General features: G+C 73.6%; 19 protein-coding genes. 17 read left to right on the top strand and 2 right to left on the bottom strand.

What is annotated here, in order from left to right; all coding sequences use genetic code 11:
- Window positions 1-385 precede the first annotated feature (385 nt).
- The 13 genes from IE321_RS35845 (at window position 386) to IE321_RS35900 (ending at window position 12,350) form a co-directional block, all read left to right on the top strand.
- Window positions 386-1,684 (top strand): helix-turn-helix domain-containing protein, encoded by a 1,299-nt coding sequence (locus IE321_RS35845; protein ID WP_190225990.1) that lies wholly within the window; start codon window positions 386-388, stop codon window positions 1,682-1,684.
- A 333-nt stretch (window positions 1,685-2,017) separates the two neighbouring features.
- Complete coding sequence (locus IE321_RS35850; RefSeq protein ID WP_043226372.1) at window positions 2,018-2,587, top strand: GNAT family N-acetyltransferase; 570 nt, start codon at window positions 2,018-2,020, stop codon at window positions 2,585-2,587.
- Between the two features lie 145 nt (window positions 2,588-2,732).
- Window positions 2,733-2,816 (top strand): putative leader peptide, encoded by an 84-nt coding sequence (locus IE321_RS43270; protein WP_311136957.1) that lies wholly within the window; start codon window positions 2,733-2,735, stop codon window positions 2,814-2,816.
- A gap of 126 nt (window positions 2,817-2,942) precedes the next feature.
- Window positions 2,943-4,640, top strand: a complete 1,698-nt coding sequence (locus IE321_RS35855) for a nitrite/sulfite reductase (protein ID WP_190225991.1) — start codon at window positions 2,943-2,945, stop codon at window positions 4,638-4,640.
- A 180-nt stretch (window positions 4,641-4,820) separates the two neighbouring features.
- Window positions 4,821-5,000: an eL43 family ribosomal protein gene (locus IE321_RS35860; protein WP_190225992.1), complete on the top strand. Its 180-nt coding sequence runs from the start codon at window positions 4,821-4,823 to the stop codon at window positions 4,998-5,000.
- Window positions 4,997-5,713 carry a phosphoadenylyl-sulfate reductase gene (locus IE321_RS35865; RefSeq protein WP_190225993.1) on the top strand — a complete coding sequence of 239 codons (717 nt, stop codon included), beginning with the start codon at window positions 4,997-4,999 and terminating at the stop codon, window positions 5,711-5,713. Before IE321_RS35860 ends, IE321_RS35865 begins: the two co-directional genes overlap by 4 nt.
- Window positions 5,713-6,279, top strand: a complete 567-nt coding sequence (cysC, locus tag IE321_RS35870) for an adenylyl-sulfate kinase (RefSeq protein WP_043226376.1) — start codon at window positions 5,713-5,715, stop codon at window positions 6,277-6,279. Before IE321_RS35865 ends, cysC begins: the two co-directional genes overlap by 1 nt.
- Window positions 6,276-7,211 carry a sulfate adenylyltransferase subunit CysD gene (gene cysD, locus IE321_RS35875; protein ID WP_190225994.1) on the top strand — a complete coding sequence of 312 codons (936 nt, stop codon included), beginning with the start codon at window positions 6,276-6,278 and terminating at the stop codon, window positions 7,209-7,211. The genes cysC and cysD overlap by 4 nt, the downstream gene beginning before the upstream one ends.
- Before the next feature lie 2 nt (window positions 7,212-7,213).
- The gene (locus IE321_RS35880; protein WP_043226378.1) at window positions 7,214-8,557 is read left to right on the top strand and encodes a sulfate adenylyltransferase subunit 1; all 1,344 of its coding nucleotides are present in this window, start codon (window positions 7,214-7,216) and stop codon (window positions 8,555-8,557) included.
- Window positions 8,558-8,757: 200 nt separating this feature from the next.
- Complete coding sequence (locus tag IE321_RS35885; protein WP_043226379.1) at window positions 8,758-9,879, top strand: aliphatic sulfonate ABC transporter substrate-binding protein; 1,122 nt, start codon at window positions 8,758-8,760, stop codon at window positions 9,877-9,879.
- A 33-nt stretch (window positions 9,880-9,912) separates the two neighbouring features.
- Window positions 9,913-10,707: an ABC transporter ATP-binding protein gene (locus IE321_RS35890; RefSeq protein WP_190225995.1), complete on the top strand. Its 795-nt coding sequence runs from the start codon at window positions 9,913-9,915 to the stop codon at window positions 10,705-10,707.
- Window positions 10,694-11,581, top strand: coding sequence for an ABC transporter permease (locus IE321_RS35895; protein WP_043226381.1), 888 nt, complete (start codon window positions 10,694-10,696; stop codon window positions 11,579-11,581). Before IE321_RS35890 ends, IE321_RS35895 begins: the two co-directional genes overlap by 14 nt.
- A 10-nt stretch (window positions 11,582-11,591) precedes the next feature.
- Window positions 11,592-12,350 (top strand): sirohydrochlorin chelatase, encoded by a 759-nt coding sequence (locus tag IE321_RS35900; RefSeq protein ID WP_190225996.1) that lies wholly within the window; start codon window positions 11,592-11,594, stop codon window positions 12,348-12,350.
- Here the strand turns inward: IE321_RS35900 and IE321_RS35905 are convergent.
- Window positions 12,347-12,898, bottom strand: a complete 552-nt coding sequence (locus IE321_RS35905; protein ID WP_190225997.1) for a DUF1697 domain-containing protein — start codon at window positions 12,896-12,898, stop codon at window positions 12,347-12,349. The two genes, IE321_RS35900 and IE321_RS35905, sit on opposite strands and share 4 nt — an antisense overlap.
- A gap of 197 nt (window positions 12,899-13,095) precedes the next feature.
- Between IE321_RS35905 and IE321_RS35910 the strand changes: the two genes are divergently transcribed.
- The 4 genes from IE321_RS35910 to IE321_RS35925 all read left to right on the top strand — a co-directional run bounded on the left by IE321_RS35910 (window position 13,096) and on the right by IE321_RS35925 (window position 18,688).
- Window positions 13,096-13,953 (top strand): aminoglycoside phosphotransferase family protein, encoded by an 858-nt coding sequence (locus tag IE321_RS35910; protein WP_190225998.1) that lies wholly within the window; start codon window positions 13,096-13,098, stop codon window positions 13,951-13,953.
- Between the two features lie 91 nt (window positions 13,954-14,044).
- A complete protein-coding gene (locus IE321_RS35915; RefSeq protein WP_190225999.1) occupies window positions 14,045-14,872 on the top strand; it encodes an alpha/beta fold hydrolase in 828 nt (275 codons plus the stop codon).
- Window positions 14,873-15,270: 398 nt separating this feature from the next.
- Complete coding sequence (locus IE321_RS35920) at window positions 15,271-16,059, top strand: thioesterase II family protein (RefSeq protein WP_190226000.1); 789 nt, start codon at window positions 15,271-15,273, stop codon at window positions 16,057-16,059.
- 400 nt (window positions 16,060-16,459) lie between these two features.
- On the top strand, window positions 16,460-18,688 hold the full coding sequence (locus tag IE321_RS35925) for an ATP-binding protein (RefSeq protein ID WP_229916698.1): 2,229 nt from the start codon (window positions 16,460-16,462) through the stop codon (window positions 18,686-18,688).
- Window positions 18,689-18,759: 71 nt separating this feature from the next.
- Here the strand turns inward: IE321_RS35925 and IE321_RS35930 are convergent.
- The coding region (locus tag IE321_RS35930; RefSeq protein ID WP_190226002.1) for an acyl carrier protein at window positions 18,760-19,280 on the bottom strand (521 nt) is incomplete at its 5' end.

Consider the following 19,280-nt stretch of genomic DNA (forward strand, 5'->3'; position numbering starts at 1 on the left):
TGGGGTGCGCCGGGCGCGCGAGGGGCGTCCGGGGGCGCGGGAGGTCTGGCCGCGCGTACCAGGGGTGGGCCCCGCGGCCCGCGGGGCGGGCGCGGGGCCGGCACGCGCGGAAGGCGGGGGTGGTGCTGCGCCGACACGGCACCACCACCCGCCGCCACCACCCTCGTGCACGGGGGCGGGGTGGGGCCAGAGTTGCAAAGGGTTGCAGGATTACCCGAACCGGGCTCCGTGGAGCCCTTCCGGACGGCACGATGGACCCGCGACACTGCGAGCCACGGCCCAGGACGACCACGCGGACGGGGCCGGACGGCGCTCACGACGCTCCGGATCATCCGCCCGGACATTGCAGAACCGATACAGCACACCGGGTGGCGGGGAGGGACCGATGAACAACACGCGGCTCGACATGAAGCGGCTGGCCACCATGGACGCCGCCCAGGCGGCCCGGCTGCTGCACCGCGTCCGCGAGGAGACCCTGGCCGGCCGGAAGCCGCCGATCGCGCCCCGCCCGGAGATCGACGCCTCCTGGCAGCGGATGGCCCGGCTCGGCCTCGACCCCGACCGGGGCACCAGCAGCGTGCTGCTGCGCCGCGACGAGCTGGAGCGGCGGCGGCACGGCACCCTGCTCGCCGAGGTGATGGAGACGCTGAGCTCCGGGCTCGCCGGGATCGCCGACGCCTCCCTCCAGATCATGGTCGTCACCGACGAGCAGGGCCGGGTGCTGTGGCGGGAGGGCCACCCCTCGGTGATGCGGCAGGCGAACGGCATCTGCCTGGAGGAGGGCGCGGCCTGGACCGAGCACACGACGGGCACCAACGCGGTCGGCACCGCGCTCGCCACCCACCGCGCGGTCCAGGTCCACTCCGCCGAGCACTACGTGCAGGCGCTGCACAACTGGACCTGCGCGGCGGCCCCCGTCCACGATCCGCGCGACCAGCGGCTGCTCGGCGTCCTGGACGTCAGCGGACCGGCCTCCACCTTCCACCCTTCGCTCCTGGCGCTGGTCGGCTCCGTCGCCCGGCTCGCGGAGGCCGAGCTGCGCGAGCGGCACCGGGGCACCGTCGAACGGCTGCGGACGGTGGCCGCCCCGATCCTGTGCCGGGTCGGCGGGCGGGCCGTCGCGGTGGACACCCACGGCTGGACGGCCGCCGTGACCGGGCTCGCCCCGGTGGACCGGATCGTGCTGCCGAAGACGCTGGGCGCCGGCCGGGTCTGGCTGCCCTCGCTGGGCATGTGCGCGGTGGAACCGCTGCCGGGCGGCTGGCTGCTGCGGGTCGAGGAGGACACCGCGCCGGCCGGTACGGAGTCGGGGGCGGCCGGCCGGGTGGTGCTGGACCTGAGCCGGCCGCGCCGCTGGACGGTGGCGGTCTCCGGGGCGGCCGGGAGCTGGCAGCAGGAGCTGAGCCCGCGCCACGCCGAGCTCCTCTACCTCCTCGCCCTGCACCCGGACGGCCGGACGGCGGCGGAGCTGGCGCAGGACGTGTTCGGGGACCGGACGAGGACGGTGACCGTCCGCGCCGAGATGTCCCGGGTGCGGCGCACCCTCGCGGGGGTCCTGGCCCACCGCCCGTACCGCTTCCGCGAGGAGATCGAGGTGGAGGTGCTGCGCCCGGAGTCCCCGGTCGAGCTGCTGCCCCACTCGACGGCCCCGGCGATCCGGGCGGCGGCGGAGAGCCGGGTATAGGAGGAGAGTCGGGTATAGGGGGAGAGTCGGGTATCCGGGTATAGGGGACCCCCGGGATGCGGGGAGGGCCCCTGGGCCGGGGAAGGCCCCTGGATCGGGGAGGGGCCCGGGGTCGGGAAGCGCCCTGCGTCGGGAAGCGCCCTGCGTCGGGAAGGCGCCCGGGCCGCCTGTCCACATGCCGGACACCGCGTCCGGCGCGACGGCCGCTCTCCCGCCCCGTGCCGCATCCGGCACCGGCTTCCGCGGGCGCCGTCCGCCCGGGGTGGGCGGGCGTGACGGTCGCTACGCCGGTCCGGCCTGGGAATCCGGCGCTCCGCATGATGCGATAAGGGCATGAGCATCACTCTCACCACGTGGTCCCTGGAACAGACCTCGCCGGACGACCTGCGTCCGGCCCGGGTCCCCGAGGGCGACGACATCACCGTCCGCCGGGCCGAGGTCCCCTCCCCCGAGTTCAGCCGCTTCCTCTACACCGCGGTCGGCGGCGACGTCCACTGGGCCGACCGGCTGCCGCTCACGTACGCGCAGTGGAAGGAGATCGCGGAGAAGCCGGGCGCCGAGATCTGGGTGGCCTACGACCGGGGCACGCCGGCCGGCTACGTGGAGTTCGACCCGCAGGACGACGGCGTGGTCGAGATCGTGTACTTCGGCCTGATCGCCGCCTTCCGGGGCCGCGGCATCGGCGGCCACCTGCTCTCCGAGGGGATCCGGCGCGCCTGGGACCTGGCCGAGCGCTGGCCGGACCGGGAGCCGACGAAGCGGGTGTGGCTGCACACCTGCTCGCTGGACGGTCCGCACGCGATGGCCAACTACGAGCGCCGCGGCTTCCGCCTCTTCGACACGAAGACGGAGACGGCCGAGCAGGCCGCGACGCCCGGTCCGTGGCCGGGCGCGGCGGTCTGAGCCACCGTCCGTTCGCCGTGAAAGGGGCCCTGAACAGGGCCCCTTTTGCGTGACCCAGACCACACCGTCTCATCAAGCGAGACTTTCTTGTCCACATAACGGACGATGCTGGACTGGGTCCAAAGTCCCGTGACACGCTTCCGCCATGCCTGGAACTGGAACTGCCTTGGTGAGTCGGCGGCACGTCGACCTCGGCCGCATGTCCAGCGCCATCTGTCCGGCGCGCTGAGCAAGCCCAGCACCGCCGCATTCCCTCTCTGCCCGACCCTGCTGCGCACCGCCGCGCCACTCTCTGTTCTGCGCGCGAGTGTGCAGGTCAGAGCCGCCCTCCAGCAGTCCCGAAGGACAAGACGCCATGGCCGCCACCCCGGAAAACCCCACTCCCGCCGCCGCCCGCCGCAAGACCGGGCGCCACCGTGGCGAGGGTCAGTGGGCCGTGGGGCACTTCACCCCGCTGAACGGCAATGAGCAGTTCAAGAAGGACGACGACGGTCTCAATGTGCGGACACGCATTGAGACGATCTACTCGAAGCGTGGATTCGACTCGATCGACCCCAACGACCTGCGCGGACGCATGCGCTGGTGGGGTCTCTACACCCAGCGCAAGCAGGGTCTGGACGGCACCAAGACCGGCGTCCTGGAGCCGGAGGAGCTGGACGACGAGTACTTCATGCTCCGCGTCCGCATCGACGGCGGCCGGCTGACCACCCGACAGCTGAGGGTGATCGGCGAGATCTCCGAGGAGTTCGGCCGCGGCACCGCCGACATCACGGACCGGCAGAACGTCCAGTACCACTGGATCCGCATCGAGGACGTCCCCGAGATCTGGAACCGCCTGGAGGCGGTCGGCCTCTCCACCACCGAGGCGTGCGGCGACACCCCGCGCGTCATCCTCGGCTCGCCGGTGGCCGGCATCGCCGCCGAGGAGATCATCGACGGCACCCCCGCCATCGACGAGATCCAGCGGCGGATCATCGGCAACCCCGAGTTCTCCAACCTGCCCCGCAAGTTCAAGTCCGCGGTCTCCGGCTCGCCGCTGCTCGACGTGGCGCACGAGATCAACGACATCTCCTTCGTCGGCGTCATCCACCCGGAGCACGGCCCCGGCTTCGACGTCTGGGTCGGCGGCGGCCTGTCCACCAACCCCAAGCTCGGCGTCCGCCTGGGCACCTGGGTCTCCCTGGACGAGGTCCCCGACGTCTACGAGGGCGTCATCTCGATCTTCCGCGACTACGGCTACCGCCGGCTGCGCAACCGCGCCCGCCTGAAGTTCCTCGTCGCCGACTGGGGCCCGGAGAAGTTCCGCCAGGTCCTGGAGGACGAGTACCTCGAGCGGAAGCTCACCGACGGCCCGGCGCCGGCCCAGCCGGCCGGCCGCTGGCGCGACCACGTCGGCGTGCACCGGCAGAAGGACGGCAACTTCTACGTCGGCTTCGCCCCGCGCGTCGGCCGCGTGGACGGCCCCACCCTCGTCAAGATCGCCGCGGTCGCGGAGGCGCACGGCTCCGGCCGGGTCCGCACCACCGCCGAGCAGAAGATGCTCGTCCTCGACGTCGAGGAGGCGCAGGTCGACTCGCTCGTCGCCGCCCTGGAGGCGCTGGACCTGCGGGTCACGCCGTCCCCCTTCCGGCGGGGCACGATGGCCTGCACCGGCATCGAGTTCTGCAAGCTGGCCATCGTCGAGACGAAGGGCCGCGGCTCCGCGCTCATCGACGAACTGGAGCGCCGCCTGCCGGAGTTCGACGAGCCGCTGACGATCAACATCAACGGCTGCCCCAACGCCTGCGCCCGCATCCAGGTCGCGGACATCGGCCTCAAGGGCCAGCTGGTCCTGGACGACGAGGGCAACCGCGTCGAGGGCTACCAGGTCCACCTGGGCGGCGCCCTCGGCCTGGAGGCCGGCTTCGGCCGCAAGGTCCGCGGCCTCAAGGTCACCTCCGCCGAGCTGCCCGACTACGTGGAGCGCGTCCTCACCCGCTACCGGGCGGAGCGCGAGGACGGCGAGCGGTTCGCCACCTGGGCCGCCCGCGCCTCGGAAGAGGCCCTGTCGTGAGCGACGCACGCGCGGCCACCGGGCCGCGGACGAACACGAAGGCCGCACCGGTGCGCCGCGCGGGCGGAGAAGCGAACGAGGAGACGCCGTGAGCGACGCACGCGCGGCCACCGGGCCGCGGACGAACACGAAGGCCGCACCGGTGCGCCGCGCGGGCGGAGAAGCGAACGAGGAGACGCCGTGAGCGAGCGTGCCGCCCCGTTCTTCTGCCCCTACTGCGGGGACGAGGACCTGCGGCCGAACGAGCAGGGGCACGGGGCCTGGGAGTGCGCCGCGTGCAGTCGGGCCTTCCAGTTGAAGTTCCTGGGGCTCCTGGCTCCCGGCACTCCGAACAACACCACGGGGAGGGAAGGGATATGACGGTCACTCAGGACGTCGAGCGGGCCACCGACGCGGAGCTGAAGGCGCTCGCGGAGCAGGCCGGCCGCGATCTGGAGGACGCCTCCGCGCTGGAGATCCTCCAGTGGGCCGTCACCACCTTCGGTCCGAAGTTCTGCGTCACCTCCTCCATGGAGGACGCGGTCGTCGCCCACCTCGCCTCCCGCGTCCAGCCCGGCGTGGACGTCGTCTTCCTCGACACCGGCTACCACTTCGAGGAGACGATCGGCACCCGTGACGCCGTCGAGGCCGTCATGGACGTCCACGTCATCACCCTGACCCCGCGCCAGACCGTGGCCGAGCAGGACGCCGAGTACGGCCCGAGGCTGCACGACCGCGACCCCGACCTGTGCTGCGCGCTGCGCAAGGTCAAGCCGCTCCAGGAGGGCCTGACCGGCTACGCCGCGTGGGCGACCGGACTGCGCCGCGACGAGTCCCCCACCCGGGCGAACACCCCGGTCGTCGGCTGGGACGAGAAGCGGCGGAAGGTGAAGGTCTCCCCGATCGCCCGCTGGACGCAGGACGACGTCGACGCCTACGTGGCGGAGTACGGGGTCCTCACCAACCCGCTCCTCATGGACGGTTACGCCTCCGTCGGCTGCGCCCCCTGCACCCGCCGGGTCGAGGCCGGCGAGGACGCCCGGGCCGGCCGCTGGGCCGGCCGCGCCAAGACCGAATGCGGGCTGCACGGCTGATGACCACCCCCGACACCCCCCTGGAGAATCACGTGACCGGTGCCACCGTCTGGCTCACCGGCCTGCCGAGCGCCGGCAAGACCACGATCGCCTACGAGCTGGCCGGCCGGCTGCGCGAGGAGGGCCGCCGCGTCGAGATCCTCGACGGCGACGAGATCCGCGAGTTCCTCTCCGCGGGCCTCGGCTTCTCCCGCGAGGACCGGTTCACCAACGTGCAGCGGATCGGCTTCGTCGCCGAGCTGCTCGCCTCGCACGGCGTGACCGTGCTGGTCCCGGTCATCGCCCCGTACGCCGACAGCCGCGAGGCGGTCCGCAAGCGCCACCTCGCCGAGGGCACCGCCTTCGTCGAGGTCCACGTGGCCACCCCGGTCGAGGTCTGCTCGGTCCGCGACGTCAAGGGCCTCTACGCCAAGCAGGCGGCGGGCGAGATCGCCGGCCTCACCGGTGTCGACGACCCGTACGAGGCCCCCGAGAACCCCGATCTGCGGATCGAGTCCCAGAACCAGACCGTGCAGGAATCGGCAGCCCGGCTGCACGCGCTGCTCACCGAGAGGGGTCTCGCATGACGACCGTCGCGCACGCCCACGACACCACGGACAGCCCGTTCGCGCTGTCGCACCTCGACTCCCTGGAGTCCGAGGCCGTCCACATCTTCCGTGAGGTGGCGGGCGAGTTCGAGCGGCCGGTGATCCTCTTCTCCGGCGGCAAGGACTCCATCGTCATGCTGCACCTGGCGCTGAAGGCCTTCGCCCCCGCGCCGGTCCCCTTCACGCTGCTGCACGTCGACACGGGCCACAACTTCCCCGAGGTCATCGAGTACCGCGACCGCGTGGTCGCCGAGCACGGGCTGCGGCTGCACGTCGCCTCCGTGCAGGAGTACATCGACCGCGGCGCCCTCAAGGAGCGCCCGGACGGCACCCGCAACCCGCTCCAGACGGTGCCGCTGACCGAGGCCATCCAGCAGCACCGCTTCGACGCCGTCTTCGGCGGCGGCCGGCGCGACGAGGAGAAGGCCCGCGCCAAGGAGCGGGTGTTCAGCCTCCGCGACGAGTTCTCCCAGTGGGACCCGCGCCGCCAGCGCCCCGAGCTGTGGCAGCTGTACAACGGCCGGCACGCCCCCGGTGAGCACGTCCGGGTCTTCCCGCTCTCCAACTGGACCGAGCTGGACGTCTGGCAGTACATCCAGCGGGAGGGCATCGAGCTCCCGGAGATCTACTTCGCCCACGAGCGCGAGGTCTTCGCCCGCAGCGGCATGTGGCTGACCGCCGGCGAGTGGGGCGGGCCGAAGGAGACCGAGCGGGTCGAGACGCGGCTGATCCGCTACCGCACGGTCGGCGACATGTCCTGCACCGGCGCCGTCGACTCCGACGCCACCACGCTGGACGCCGTCATCGCCGAGATCGCCGCCTCCCGGCTCACCGAGCGGGGCGCCACCCGGGCCGACGACAAGCTGTCCGAGGCCGCGATGGAAGACCGCAAGCGCGAAGGGTACTTCTAAAGATGAGCACGTCCACCGAGCAGCCGGCCGCCGAGCTGGCCGCCACCACCCTGCTGCGCTTCGCCACCGCCGGCTCCGTCGACGACGGCAAGTCCACCCTGGTCGGCCGCCTCCTGCACGACTCCAAGTCGGTCCTCGCCGACCAGCTGGAGGCCGTCGAGCACGCCTCGCGCTCGCGCGGCCAGGAGGCACCCGACCTGGCGCTGCTCACCGACGGCCTGCGGGCCGAGCGCGAGCAGGGCATCACCATCGACGTGGCGTACCGCTACTTCGCGACCCCGCGCCGGCGGTTCATCCTCGCCGACACCCCGGGACACGTGCAGTACACCCGGAACATGGTGACCGGCGCCTCGACGGCCGAGCTGGCCGTGGTCCTCGTCGACGCCCGCAACGGCGTCGTCGAGCAGACCCGCCGGCACGCCGCCGTCGCCGCCCTGCTCCGCGTCCCGCACGTGGTCCTGGCCGTGAACAAGATGGACCTGGTCGAGTACCGGGAGTCCGTCTTCGCCGCGATCGCCGAGGAGTTCACCACGTACGCCTCCGAGCTCGGCGTCCCGGAGATCACCGCGATCCCGATCTCGGCGCTCGCCGGCGACAACGTCGTGGAGCCGTCCGCCAACATGGACTGGTACGGCGGCCCGACGGTCCTGGAGCACCTGGAGACCGTGCCGGTCAGCCACGACCTGACGGCCTGCCACGCGCGCTTCCCGGTCCAGTACGTGATCCGTCCGCAGACCGCCGAGCACCCCGACTACCGGGGCTACGCGGGCCAGATCGCGGCCGGCGCCTTCCGGGTCGGCGAGCAGATCACCGTGCTGCCCTCCGGGAAGACCTCGACGATCACCGCGATCGACGCGCTGGGCGAGCCGGTGGACATCGCCTGGGCCCCGCAGTCGGTCACCATCCGGCTCGCCGACGACATCGACATCTCGCGCGGCGACCTGCTCGCCCCGAGCGGTGACGCCCCGGCCACCAGCCAGGACGTCGAGGCGACGGTCTGCCACGTGGCGGACCAGCCGCTCACCGTCGGCCAGCGGGTGCTGCTCAAGCACACCACCCGCACGGTCAAGGCGATCGTGAAGGAGATCCCGTCCCGGCTGACCCTGGACGACCTCTCCCAGCACCCCGAGCCCGGGCGGCTCGTCGCCAACGACATCGGCCGGGTGAAGGTCCGCACCGCGGAGCCGCTGGCGCTCGACGCGTACGCGGATTCGCGCCGTACCGGTTCGTTCCTGCTGATCGATCCGGCCGACGGCACTACGCTCGCGGCGGGCATGGCGGGCGAGTCGTTCGCCACCACCAAGGCGGTCGCGACCGCCGACGACGAAGAAGGGTGGGACTTCTGACCATGAGTCAGGACTTCTACGGCACCTTCGCGAAGGAAGGGGGCCGGGTGGGTTCCGGCGCCCAAGGCGCAGGCAGGGGAGGTGTCGCGCGATGTGCGTGCTGACCGCCTCCGCGCACGGCTGTCGCCGTGCGACGCCGCTCCACCCGCACCGTCGCAAACGCAGACTTCAGACCCAGTGAATCGAGGGGAACTCCTCCCGTGCCTGCCACCACCCGTACCACCCTGCGCCGCAGCCTGGCCGCCACCGCCGCCCTGCCTCTGCTGATCGGCGCGCTCGCCTCGTGCGGCTACGGCTCCGACGCGACGAAGGACGCTTCCGCGGAGAAGGCCCCGGTCGCGGCCGACGCCAAGAAGCTCTCCGCCCCCGAGGTCCGGATCGGCTACTTCCCCAACCTGACGCACGCGACCGCGCTGATCGGCGTCAAGGACGGCCTGATCCAGAAGGAGCTGGGCGGCACGGTCCTCAAGCCCCAGACCTTCAACGCCGGCCCGTCCGAGATCGAGGCGCTCAACGGCGGCTCTCTCGACATCGGCTTCATCGGCCCCTCGCCGTCCATCAACGCCTACGTCAAGTCCAAGGGCAAGAACCTGCGGATCATCTCCGGCTCCGCCTCCGGCGGCGTGAAGCTGGTCGTGAACCCGGACAAGATCAAGACCCTGGACGACCTCAAGGGCAAGCGGATCGCCACCCCGCAGAAGGGGAACACGCAGGACGTCGCGCTCCTCAACTGGATCGCGGAGAAGGGCTGGTCGGTCGACGCCGAGTCCGGCAAGGGCGACGTCTCCGTGGTCCGCACCGACAACAAGGTGACCCCGGACGCCTACAAGTCCGGCTCCATCGACGGCGCCTGGGTTCCCGAGCCGACGGCTTCGAAGCTGGTCTCCCAGGGCGCGTCGGTGCTCCTCGACGAAACCTCCCTGTGGCCCGACAAGAAGTTCGTGATCACGAACATCATCGTGTCGCAGAAGTTCCTGGCGGAGCACCCGGACGTCGTCGAGGCCGTCCTGCGCGGCACGGTGAAGACCAACGCGTGGATCAACGCCAACCCGGACAAGGCCAAGGAGTCCGCCAACGCGGCGCTGAAGGCGGAGTCGGGCAAGGCCCTGGACGCCAAGGTCATCGACCCGGCGTGGCCGAGCATCGCGACCACGAACGACCCGCTGGCCTCGACGCTCAAGACGCAGTCCGAGTGGGCGGTCAAGGCGAAGCTCATCGACCAGCCCGACCTGGCCGGCATCTACGACCTGACGCTCCTGAACAAGGTGCTGAAGGCCGAGGGCCAGCCCGAGGTCTCCGACGCCGGCCTCGGCGTCAAGTAAGCATCCGCAGCTGATACCCAGGAGGTGACGACCATGGCCACGACGCTCGCCAAGGCTGCCGAGGGCACCGTAGCGGAGCAGACGCACGCCGCCCGGATCGAGCACGTCTCGAAGTCCTTCTCCGGCCCGGCCGGTACCCAGCTCGTCCTGGACGACGTCAGTCTCGACGTCGCGCCCGGCGAGTTCGTCACCATCCTGGGGGCCTCGGGGTGTGGCAAGTCCACACTGCTGAACCTGGTCGCGGGACTGGACCGGCCGACCCTGGGGTCCATCGAGACCCCGGGCGGCCGGCCGGCCCTGATGTTCCAGGAGCACGCCCTCTTCCCGTGGCTGACCGCGGGCAAGAACATCGAGCTCGCGCTGCGGCTGCGCGGGCTGCCGCGGGCCGCGCGCAAGCCGGAGGCCGAGCGGCTGCTCGAACTCGTCCGGCTCGGCGGCGCGTACGACAAGCGGGTGCACGAGCTGTCCGGCGGCATGCGCCAGCGCGTGGCGCTCGCCCGGGCGCTCGCCCAGGACAGCCAGCTGCTGCTGATGGACGAGCCGTTCGCGGCGCTCGACGCCATCACCCGCGACGTGCTGCACGGCGAGCTCACCCGCATCTGGGCGGAGACGAACCTCTCCGTCCTCTTCGTCACGCACAACGTGCGCGAGGCCGTCCGCCTCGCCGAGCGCGTGGTCCTGCTCTCCTCCCGGCCCGGCCGGGTGGCCAAGGAGTGGACCGTGGACATCCCGCAGCCGCGCCGCATCGAGGACGCGGACGTGGCCGAGCTGTCCGTCGAGATCACTGAACACCTGCGTGGGGAGATCCGCCGCCATGGCCAGCACTGACACCGCCGCGAAGGCCAAGGCCGACGACCTCGCCGGTCTGGAGGCCGGGCTCGACGCGCTGGACGCGGTCGAGGTCCGCCGCACGCCGGTCCGCGAGGTCCTCGTCAAGAAGGTCCTCCCGCCCACCCTCGCCGTCGCCCTCGTCCTCGTCGTCTGGCAGGTCCTGGTCTCCGCGAAGATCACCGAGGAGACCAAGCTGCCCGCGCCGTCCGCGGTGTGGGACGGCCTGGCCGACATGTGGCTCCAGGGCACCCTCCTGGAGGTCATCTGGACCAGCGTCTCCCGGGGTCTGGCGGGCTTCCTGCTGGCCCTCGCCATCGGCACCCCGCTGGGACTGCTGGTGGCCCGGGTGAAGTTCGTGCGCGCCGCGATCGGCCCGATCCTGTCCGGCCTGCAGTCGCTGCCCTCGGTGGCGTGGGTGCCGCCGGCCGTGCTCTGGTTCGGCCTGAACGACGCGATGATGTACACGGTGATCCTGCTGGGCGCCGTGCCGTCCATCGCGAACGGCCTGGTCTCCGGCGTGGACCAGGTCCCGCCGCTCTTCCTGCGGGCCGGCCGCACCCTGGGCGCCACCGGGCTCAAGGGCACCTGGCACGTGGTGCTCCCCGCCGCGCTGCCCGGTTACCTGGCCGGTCTGAAGCAGGGCTGGGCCTTCTCCTGGCGCTCGCTGATGGCGGCGGAGATCATCGCCTCCTCCCCCGACCTCGGGCTCGGCCTCGGCCAGCTCCTGGAGAACGGCCGCAACAACATCGACCTGCCGGGCGTGTTCCTCGCGATCCTGCTGATCCTGGTCGTCGGCATCGCCATCGACCTGCTGATCTTCAGCCCGCTGGAGCGCTGGGTGCTCCGCAGCCGCGGCCTGCTGGTGAAGTGAGCCGTCCCCGATGAACCGTCCCCCCCTCCTCGTCATCGCCCACGGCAGCCGCGATCCCCGGCACGCGGCGACCGTCCAGGCGCTGGTGCGCCGGGCCGGCGCGCTGCGGCCCGGGCTGCGGGTGGAGACCGCGTTCCTGGACTTCAACCTGCCCTCGGTGGCGGGCGTCCTGGACCGGCTCGCCGCCGAGGGGGCGCGGGACGTGGTGGCGCTGCCGCTGCTGCTGACCCGGGCCTTCCACGCGAAGGCCGACATCCCCGCCGTCCTGCGCCAGGCGCCCGCGAGCCTGCGGATCCGCCAGGCGGAGGTCCTGGGCCCGTCCCCGCTGCTGCGCGCGACGGTGGAACGGCGCCTGTACGAGGCCGGGCTCACGCCCGCCGACCGGAGCGCCACCGGGGTCGTCCTGGCCTCGGCGGGCTCCACCGACCCGGAGGCGATCGCGGCGATCGCAGAAACGGCGCGGGAGCTGCGGCGCACCGGTTGGTGCTCCGTGCGACCCGCGTTCGCCTCCGCTGTGCGTGCCGGGGGCTTCCCCCGGACCGAGGACGCCGTCCGGGCCCTGCGGTCCGAGCCGGGCGTGCGCCGCGTGGCGGTGGCCCCGTACGTGATCGCCCCCGGCCGTCTCCCCGACCGCATCGCCGCGGGCGCGGCGGAGGCCGACGTCCTGGCCGGCGTCCTCGGCCCCTCCCCCGAACTCGCCGCCCTCCTGGTGGAGCGCTACCGGGAGGCCCTGCGCGCCCCGGAACGCCTGGCGGTCGCGGCCGGCTAGCCGGCGGCGGTCATCTCGACCAGTCTGCGGACCGTGTTCCAGTTGCGGGCGGTGGCCACCACGCCCTTGTTCAGGGACGGCCGCAGGACGGCCTCGGCCAGCTTGGAGCGGCCGAGGCCGTCCGGCGTGTAGAGGTACAGGACGCGGTCGCCGAGGGCGAAGGACTCGGGGTGGTGGGCTTCGGCGTCGACGGCGGCGAAGCGGTCGGGGGTGACCGGTGCCGAGTAGTAGACGGCGTGCAGCTGCTTGCCCTCCAGCTCCGCGGCGGGGAAGGGGCACGCCCCGGCGACGGCGGCCAGATAGGCGCCGTCGCGGACGAGGCAGTCGCAGCGGAAGCCGAAGCGCCGCTCGATCGCGTCCTCGATCGCCGCGGCCAGGGTGTCCTCCGGGGCGTCGTCGTCCGTGGTGAAGACGGCGTTGCCGCTCTGGAGGTAGGTGCGGACGTCGCCGTGGCCCAGCTCTTCGAGGAGGGCGCGCAGCTCGGCCATGGGGACTTTGCGGTGGCCGCTCACGTTGATGCCGCGGAGGAGGAGCGCGTACGTGGTCATGCCGCCACCTTAGGCAGCCACCGCGCCTCGTGGGGGGTGGCGCGGTGGCTGGTTGGAACCCTCTCCGATGGACGGCGGGCAGCGGAAGGGCCGTCACCCATCTGTGACTTATTGAACAAGCCTGCGTAATGCCGGGGGGCGTGGCCAGGGGTGGGAGACTGCTCACGCACACGGACCACCGGGCAGGGAGAGAGTGGATGGACGAGGCGCGGGCGCGGGAGATCCTGGCCGCGGCGGGGCTGCCGGCGGGCGGGGCACGGCTCCTCTCGCTGGCCGAGAACGCGGTCTTCGCCGTGGACGGCCTGGTCGTCAAGGTCGGCCGGTCGGCCGAGCTGTTCGAGCGGGCCGGGCGCGAGGTGGCGCTGGCCGGCTGGCTGGCGGAGGCCGGGGTGCCGGCGGTGCGGGCGGCGGAGCGGGAGCCCCGGCTGGTCGAGGGGCATCCGCTGACCTTCTGGCACCCGCTGCCGGAGGCGGTCCGCCCGGCCGAGCCGCGGGACCTGGCGCCGCTGCTGCGCGCGGTGCACGCGCTGCCCGAGCCGGCGGGGCTCGCCCTGCCGCGGCGGGAGCTGCTCGGCGGGGTGGAGCGGTGGCTGCGGCTGGCCGGGGAGGCGATCGACCCGGCGGACGCGGCCTTCCTGCGGGAGCGCCGGGACGCCTTCGCCCCGGCCGCGGCGGCGCTCACGCCGCGGCTCGCCCCCGGCCCGATCCACGGCGACGCCCTGCCGCGCAACGTCCAGGTGGGCCCGGACGGACCGGTCCTGATGGACCTGGAGACCTTCTCCTCCGACCTGCGCGAGCACGACCTGGTGGTGCTGGCGCTCTCCCGAGACCGGTACGGCCTGGACCCGGCGGCCTACGACGCCTTCACGGAGGCGTACGGCTGGGACGTGCGCGAGTGGGAGGGGTGCGCGGTGCTGCGCGGGGCGCGGGAGACCGCGAGCTGCGCCTGGGTGGCCCAGCACGCGCCGCACAACCCGAAGGCGCTGGCGGAGTTCGAGCGGCGGGTGGCGTCGCTGCGGGACGGCGATCCCGAGGTCCGCTGGTACCCCTTCTGACCGGCGGCCGTCTCCCGGCCGAGTGGTACGGGCTCCGCTCCTGCTGCCATCATGACCCGGTCGAACCGGCCGACGGGAACGGGGTGTTGTCATGCGGGTGCAGCTGTCCGAGGTGAATCTGGACGTCGAGGTGAGCGGCGAGGGGCCGGCGGTCCTGCTGCTCCACGGCTTCCCGGACAGTCACGTGCTGTGGCGGCACCAGGTCCCGGTGCTGAACGCGGCCGGCTTCCGGACCGTCGCCCCGACCCTGCGCGGCTTCGGCGGCTCGGACCGTCCGGAGGGCGGCCCTGCGGCGTACCACCCGGGCAAGCACATCGGCGACCTGCTCGAACTCCTCGCCTCCCTCGACGTCGACCGCTTCCACCTGGTCGGCCACGACTGGGGCTCGGGCATCGCCCAGGGCCTGGCGTCGGTGGTGCCGGACCGGGTGCGGAGCCTGAGCCTGCTCTCGGTGGGCCACCTGGCGTCGATCCTGTCCGCGGGCTGGGAGCAGCGGCAGCGCTCGTGGTACATGCTCCTCTTCCAGCTCCCCGGGGTCGCGGAGGAGTGGCTGGCGCGCGACGACCACGCGGGGCTGCGGGAGATGCTGGCCGGGCACCCGGACGCGGAGGCCGCGATCGAGCCGCTGCGCGCTCCCGGGGCGCTGACGGCGGCGCTGAACATCTACCGGTCGGGGCTCCCTGCGGAGGTCCAGTTCGGGGCGGCGCCGCCGGTGGTGCCGCTGCCCGACTCGATCCCGGTCATGGGGGTGTGGTCCACCGGGGACCCCTTCCTCACCGAGCGCTCGATGTCCGGCACCCACGCGCACGTCCTCGGGCGGTGGCGGTACGAGCGGCTGGAGGACACCGGGCACTGGCTCCCGCTGGAGCGCCCGGAGGCCGTCGGCGACCTGCTGCTGTCGTTCCTCAAGGAGGCGTGAGCGGGCGGCCGTCGGGCCGGGGCGGCTGACGGGGGGCAGCCGGCCCGGCCACGACCGCCCCGGCGGGACCGGTGTGCGCCGGTTCCGCCCGGACGGGGCCGCGGGACGGCGGGCGCGGCACGCGGCCGCTGGTGCCGGGTACCGCGCCCGGCGCCGTCCCACCCCGTGATCGTCCGGCCCGCCGCACGGGGGCCTCAACCGGCTCCCCGGGAATGTGTCACAAGCGCCGTGCCGGTTTGATCCGCCTTTGATCGCCCCGCCGCGCAACCCCTTCGACGTTCCCGCTCACGCTGCGCTTTTGTCCGGGATTTGTGCGTCCGTTGAGCGGCGTCGCGGATGATGGTCCGGACCGGCCCCGCGGCAGGGGACGGCGTACGAGGGAAACGGGGGTGGGCCGCGTGGACAGCGAGTGGCTTCGGAGGTTCGCCGTCCCCGGCGGCGACTCCGCGACGGCGGGCGGCACCACCCTGGTGTGCTTCCCGCACGCCGGTGGCGCGGCGAGCGCCTACGTGCCGCTGGCCCGGGCGCTCGCGCCGGAGGTCGCGGTGCTGTCCGTGCAGTATCCCGGCCGTCAGGACCGCAGACACGAGCGTCCGCTCGACGACATCGGGGAGCTGGCGGACGCCCTCGCCGCCGAGGTGCGGCGCGGACCGGAGGGTCCGTACGCCTTCTTCGGGCACAGCATGGGCGCGGTCCTCGCCTACGAGACCGCCCGGCGGCTGCGCGAGGACGGCCGGACCGGCCCCGGCCACCTGTTCCTGTCCGGCCGGCGGGCGCCCGCCCTGGACCCGAGCCCGCACGACCGGCTGCTCACCGACGACGACGTCATGGCGGCGGTGCGGCGGCTGGGCGGGACGACCCCGGCCGTCCTCGACGACCCGGAGCTGCGGGAGATGGTGATGCCCGCGCTGCGCGCCGACTACCGGGCGGTCGGGAGCTACGGGTGGCGGCCGGGGGCACCGCTGTCCGTGCCGATCGGCGTGTTCGTCGGCGACAGCGACCCGGTGGTGACCGTGGAACAGGCGAGCGCCTGGCGGGACTTCACCACCGCGCCGACCACCCTGGAGGTCTTCCCGGGGGGTCACTTCTACCTCGACCGGCACCTGCCGGCGATCGCCCGGTCGCTGACCGCCGCCCTGGCGGCCCCGGCCGACGGCCCGTCGGCGGGTACCGGCGTCCGCTCCTGACACCAGCGGCTCCCGGGACCGCGGAATCCCGGGGCCCCGCCCCCTGACGGGGGCCGGGCGAGACGATCACCGCCGCCCGCGCGCGCCGCGGCCGGGCCGGGCGCCGGGAGGCGGGCTCCGGCCGGGATCCCCCCGGCCCACGGCCCGTCACCGACGGTTCTCCCGGTATCACTCGGCGTTCCGCTGTCGTGCGCGCGGTGGCGGTAACCTCTGCCGTGCGTCCTCTCACGTGTCTTGGTCGAGAGTTGGTCTGACCTGGACCAAGTTCTTGCACACCGACCAGAAGGATCTTGGCGAATATGTGACGCAGCGGAAGTACCGGGCACCCTGCCGAAAAGGGCGGGTCCCGGTACGGGTTGCCGAATGGGGGAGTTCGATGCAGTTCCGATTACTCGGTCCGATGGAAGTGCTGGACGACGGCAGGCCGGTGGGGCTGGGAGGCGCGAAACAGCGCGCCACACTCGGCTTCCTCCTCCTCCACCCGAACAAGGTGGTGCCGACGAGCAGACTCCTGAGCGCGCTGTGGGAGGGCGACGAGGCACCGGTGACGGCGCGCAAGATCCTGCAGAACGCGGTCTACGGACTCCGCGGCGCCCTCGCGTCCGGCCGCGGCGCGAACGGCCCGGCCGCCCCCGCGCTGCTGACCCGGCCCCCGGGCTACATGATGCGGGTCGATCCGGAGCAGGTCGACCTGCACCACTTCCACACGCTCGCCGGACGGGGCCGCGACCGGCTGGCCGCGGGCGCCCCCGAGGCCGCGGTGGCCCTGCTGAGCGACGCGCTGGCGCTCTGGCGGGGTCCCGCCCTCGCGGACCTGGTGGAGAAGGACGTCGCGTGGCCGGAACTGGCCGCCGTGGAGAGCGCCCGGCTCGACGCGATGGAGGACTACGTCGAGGCGCAGCTGGCCTGCGGCCGTCACCACGGGATCCTCGCCGAGCTGGAGGCGATGGTGCGGGCCGAGCCGCTGCGCGAGCGGGGGTGCGGCCAGTTGATGCTGGCGCTGTACCGCTGCGGCAGGCAGGCCGACGCCCTCTCCGTCTACAGCCGGGTGCGGGCCGTGCTCGTCGAGAGCCTCGGCCTGGAGCCGGGACACGGCCTCCAGGCGCTCCAGCAGCGGATCCTCACCCAGGACCCGACCCTGCTGCTGCCCCGGGCTCCCGCCCGGCCCGACGCGGAAGGGGGCGACGGCGCGCGTGACCGGCTCGTCCCCGCCGGCCCCGCGCCCGGCGAGCGGAGGACGCCGGAGCAGCGGACCCCGGACCGGAACAGGCCGGACCCGAGGGCCGCGGACCGCGGCACGGACCGCCGGGAGCGGCCCGAGGGCCGGGGGCCCGGCACGGAACGCCGCCAGGTCAGCGTGGTGTCCGTCCGCACCCGGATCGCGTCCTCGCTCGGCGGAGGCGCCGGCGACCGGGAGCTCGACGACCTGCTGGACGGGGCCGAACTGCTGGTCCGGGAGCAGATCGAACGGTTCGGCGGCGTCGTGACCGCCGCCATCGGCTCCATCTCCGTGGGCCTGTTCGGGCTCGACGCGCCCCACCAGGACGATCCCCGGCAGGCCGTGCTGGCGGCCCTCGCCATCCGTGACGTCCTGGACGTGCCCGACCCGGCCGACACCGGCACCGAGCGGTCCACCGTGCACGTCGTGGTGACCACGGGCGAGGTGATGCTCCGCCGGCGCGGCCGGGACGCGGTCCCGGCGGTCTTCGGGGACATCCTCGACGAGTCCCAGGAGCTGCTGTGCGAGTCGCCCGCGGGTGAGGTCCGGGTCAGCGAGGAGGTGCACCGGGCCAGCGAGCACACGGTCCGCTACCGCCGCTCCGACGCCCACACGCTGGAGTGGCAGGCCGTGGCCGTCCGGGACGACGAGCGGAGCGGCGCCGGCGACGGCGAGCTGTCCGTCGAACTCGACGTGCTGCGCGGCCTGGTGAAGCGCACCCGGCAGCGGGCCGTGCCGCACCTGGTCACCGTGATCGGCGAGCCCGACACCGGGAAGACCCGGCTGCTGGCCGAGCTGCGCCGCTCGGTGACCGAGGAACCCGACGGGCCGCTCGTCCTGTCGGCGCGGGCGTCCGGGAGCTCCGGCGCGTCCCCGCTGGCCGTCCCGGGCCGGCTCCTGGCCGCCTACTGCGGCATCGTCCGGGAGGACCCGCCGGAGGCCGCGCGGGCGGCCCTGGAGCACGCCTCGCGCGACCTCTACCGCTCCGAGGCCGTGCGGGAGCGGCGGCTGCCGCTCCTGTGGCCGCTCCTCGACCCCGGGGGCGAGCCCGCCCCCGGCACGATCTGCCCGACCGAGGTCCTGGACGCCTGGCGGGAGTTCCTGCTGCTGGCCGTCCAGCGGCGTCCCCTCGTCCTGTGCCTCGACGACCTGCACCTCTCCCCGGACATGACCCTGGACGCGGTGGGCGACCTCGTCGAGTCCGCGGGCGAGGGACCGCTGTTCGTGATCGCCGCCGCCCGGCCGGAGCTGCTGGAGCGCCGCCCCTCCTGGGCCGGCGGGAAGAGCCACACCATGACGGTGACGCTGGCCCGGCCCGAACGGATCACCAACGAACAGCTGGTGGAGTTCCTGCTGACGGCGGTCCGCGACGAGGGCCTGCACCGGCTGGACGGCTCCCCCGCCCACTGACTCCCGGGCGCCGGTGACGGCCCCTCGCGCGTCCGCGCGGGGGGCCGTCACCGGTTCCGTGCCGGGGACCGTCACTCGAACTCGTCGAGCAGGGTGAACAGCTCCTCGTCGGCCGCCGCGTCCAGGTCCCCGTCGAACAGCGGGTCCGGCACCGGGCCGGTCGGGCCGCCTCCCGGCGCGCCGCCGACCAGCTCCCGGAGCCTGCCGATCGCCTCCGGCTCCAGCTGCCCGTCCCGGATCAGCGCCTCCAGCTGGTCCAGGAGCGGCGCGGTCCTCGCCGCCGCGAGCACGCCCCGTACGTACTCCGCCAGGGCCGCCGGGGTCGGGTGGTCGAACACCAGGGTGGTGGGCAGCCGTTCACCGGTGGCCGCGGCCATCCGGTTCCGCAGCTCGACCGCGGTCAGCGAGTCGAAGCCCAGCGCGGTGAACGACGCCTCCGAGGCGATCGCGGACGCGTCCTCGTGCCCGAGCGCCGCGGCGACCTCCCGCCGCACCAGGTCGAGCACCGCGCCCGGCTGCTCCCGGGTGATCGCCGCGCCCGCCGCCTCCGGCCGTCCGGCCGCCGGCGAGGACGGGCCGGCGGGCGCGGTCC

The organism is Streptomyces hydrogenans (assembly GCF_014656075.1).
GTDB lineage: Bacteria > Actinomycetota > Actinomycetes > Streptomycetales > Streptomycetaceae > Streptomyces > Streptomyces hydrogenans.

Coding starts and splice junctions, on each gene's coding strand:
- IE321_RS35845 (WP_190225990.1), top strand. CDS start 386: ATGAACAACACGCGGCTCGACATGAAGCGGCTGGCCACCATGGACGCC.
- IE321_RS35850 (WP_043226372.1), top strand. CDS start 2,018: ATGAGCATCACTCTCACCACGTGGTCCCTGGAACAGACCTCGCCGGAC.
- IE321_RS43270 (WP_311136957.1), top strand. CDS start 2,733: ATGCCTGGAACTGGAACTGCCTTGGTGAGTCGGCGGCACGTCGACCTC.
- IE321_RS35855 (WP_190225991.1), top strand. CDS start 2,943: ATGGCCGCCACCCCGGAAAACCCCACTCCCGCCGCCGCCCGCCGCAAG.
- IE321_RS35865 (WP_190225993.1), top strand. CDS start 4,997: ATGACGGTCACTCAGGACGTCGAGCGGGCCACCGACGCGGAGCTGAAG.
- cysC (WP_043226376.1), top strand. CDS start 5,713: ATGACCACCCCCGACACCCCCCTGGAGAATCACGTGACCGGTGCCACC.
- cysD (WP_190225994.1), top strand. CDS start 6,276: ATGACGACCGTCGCGCACGCCCACGACACCACGGACAGCCCGTTCGCG.
- IE321_RS35880 (WP_043226378.1), top strand. CDS start 7,214: ATGAGCACGTCCACCGAGCAGCCGGCCGCCGAGCTGGCCGCCACCACC.
- IE321_RS35890 (WP_190225995.1), top strand. CDS start 9,913: ATGGCCACGACGCTCGCCAAGGCTGCCGAGGGCACCGTAGCGGAGCAG.
- IE321_RS35895 (WP_043226381.1), top strand. CDS start 10,694: ATGGCCAGCACTGACACCGCCGCGAAGGCCAAGGCCGACGACCTCGCC.
- IE321_RS35900 (WP_190225996.1), top strand. CDS start 11,592: ATGAACCGTCCCCCCCTCCTCGTCATCGCCCACGGCAGCCGCGATCCC.
- IE321_RS35905 (WP_190225997.1), bottom strand. CDS start 12,898: ATGACCACGTACGCGCTCCTCCTCCGCGGCATCAACGTGAGCGGCCAC.
- IE321_RS35910 (WP_190225998.1), top strand. CDS start 13,096: ATGGACGAGGCGCGGGCGCGGGAGATCCTGGCCGCGGCGGGGCTGCCG.
- IE321_RS35915 (WP_190225999.1), top strand. CDS start 14,045: ATGCGGGTGCAGCTGTCCGAGGTGAATCTGGACGTCGAGGTGAGCGGC.
- IE321_RS35925 (WP_229916698.1), top strand. CDS start 16,460: ATGGAAGTGCTGGACGACGGCAGGCCGGTGGGGCTGGGAGGCGCGAAA.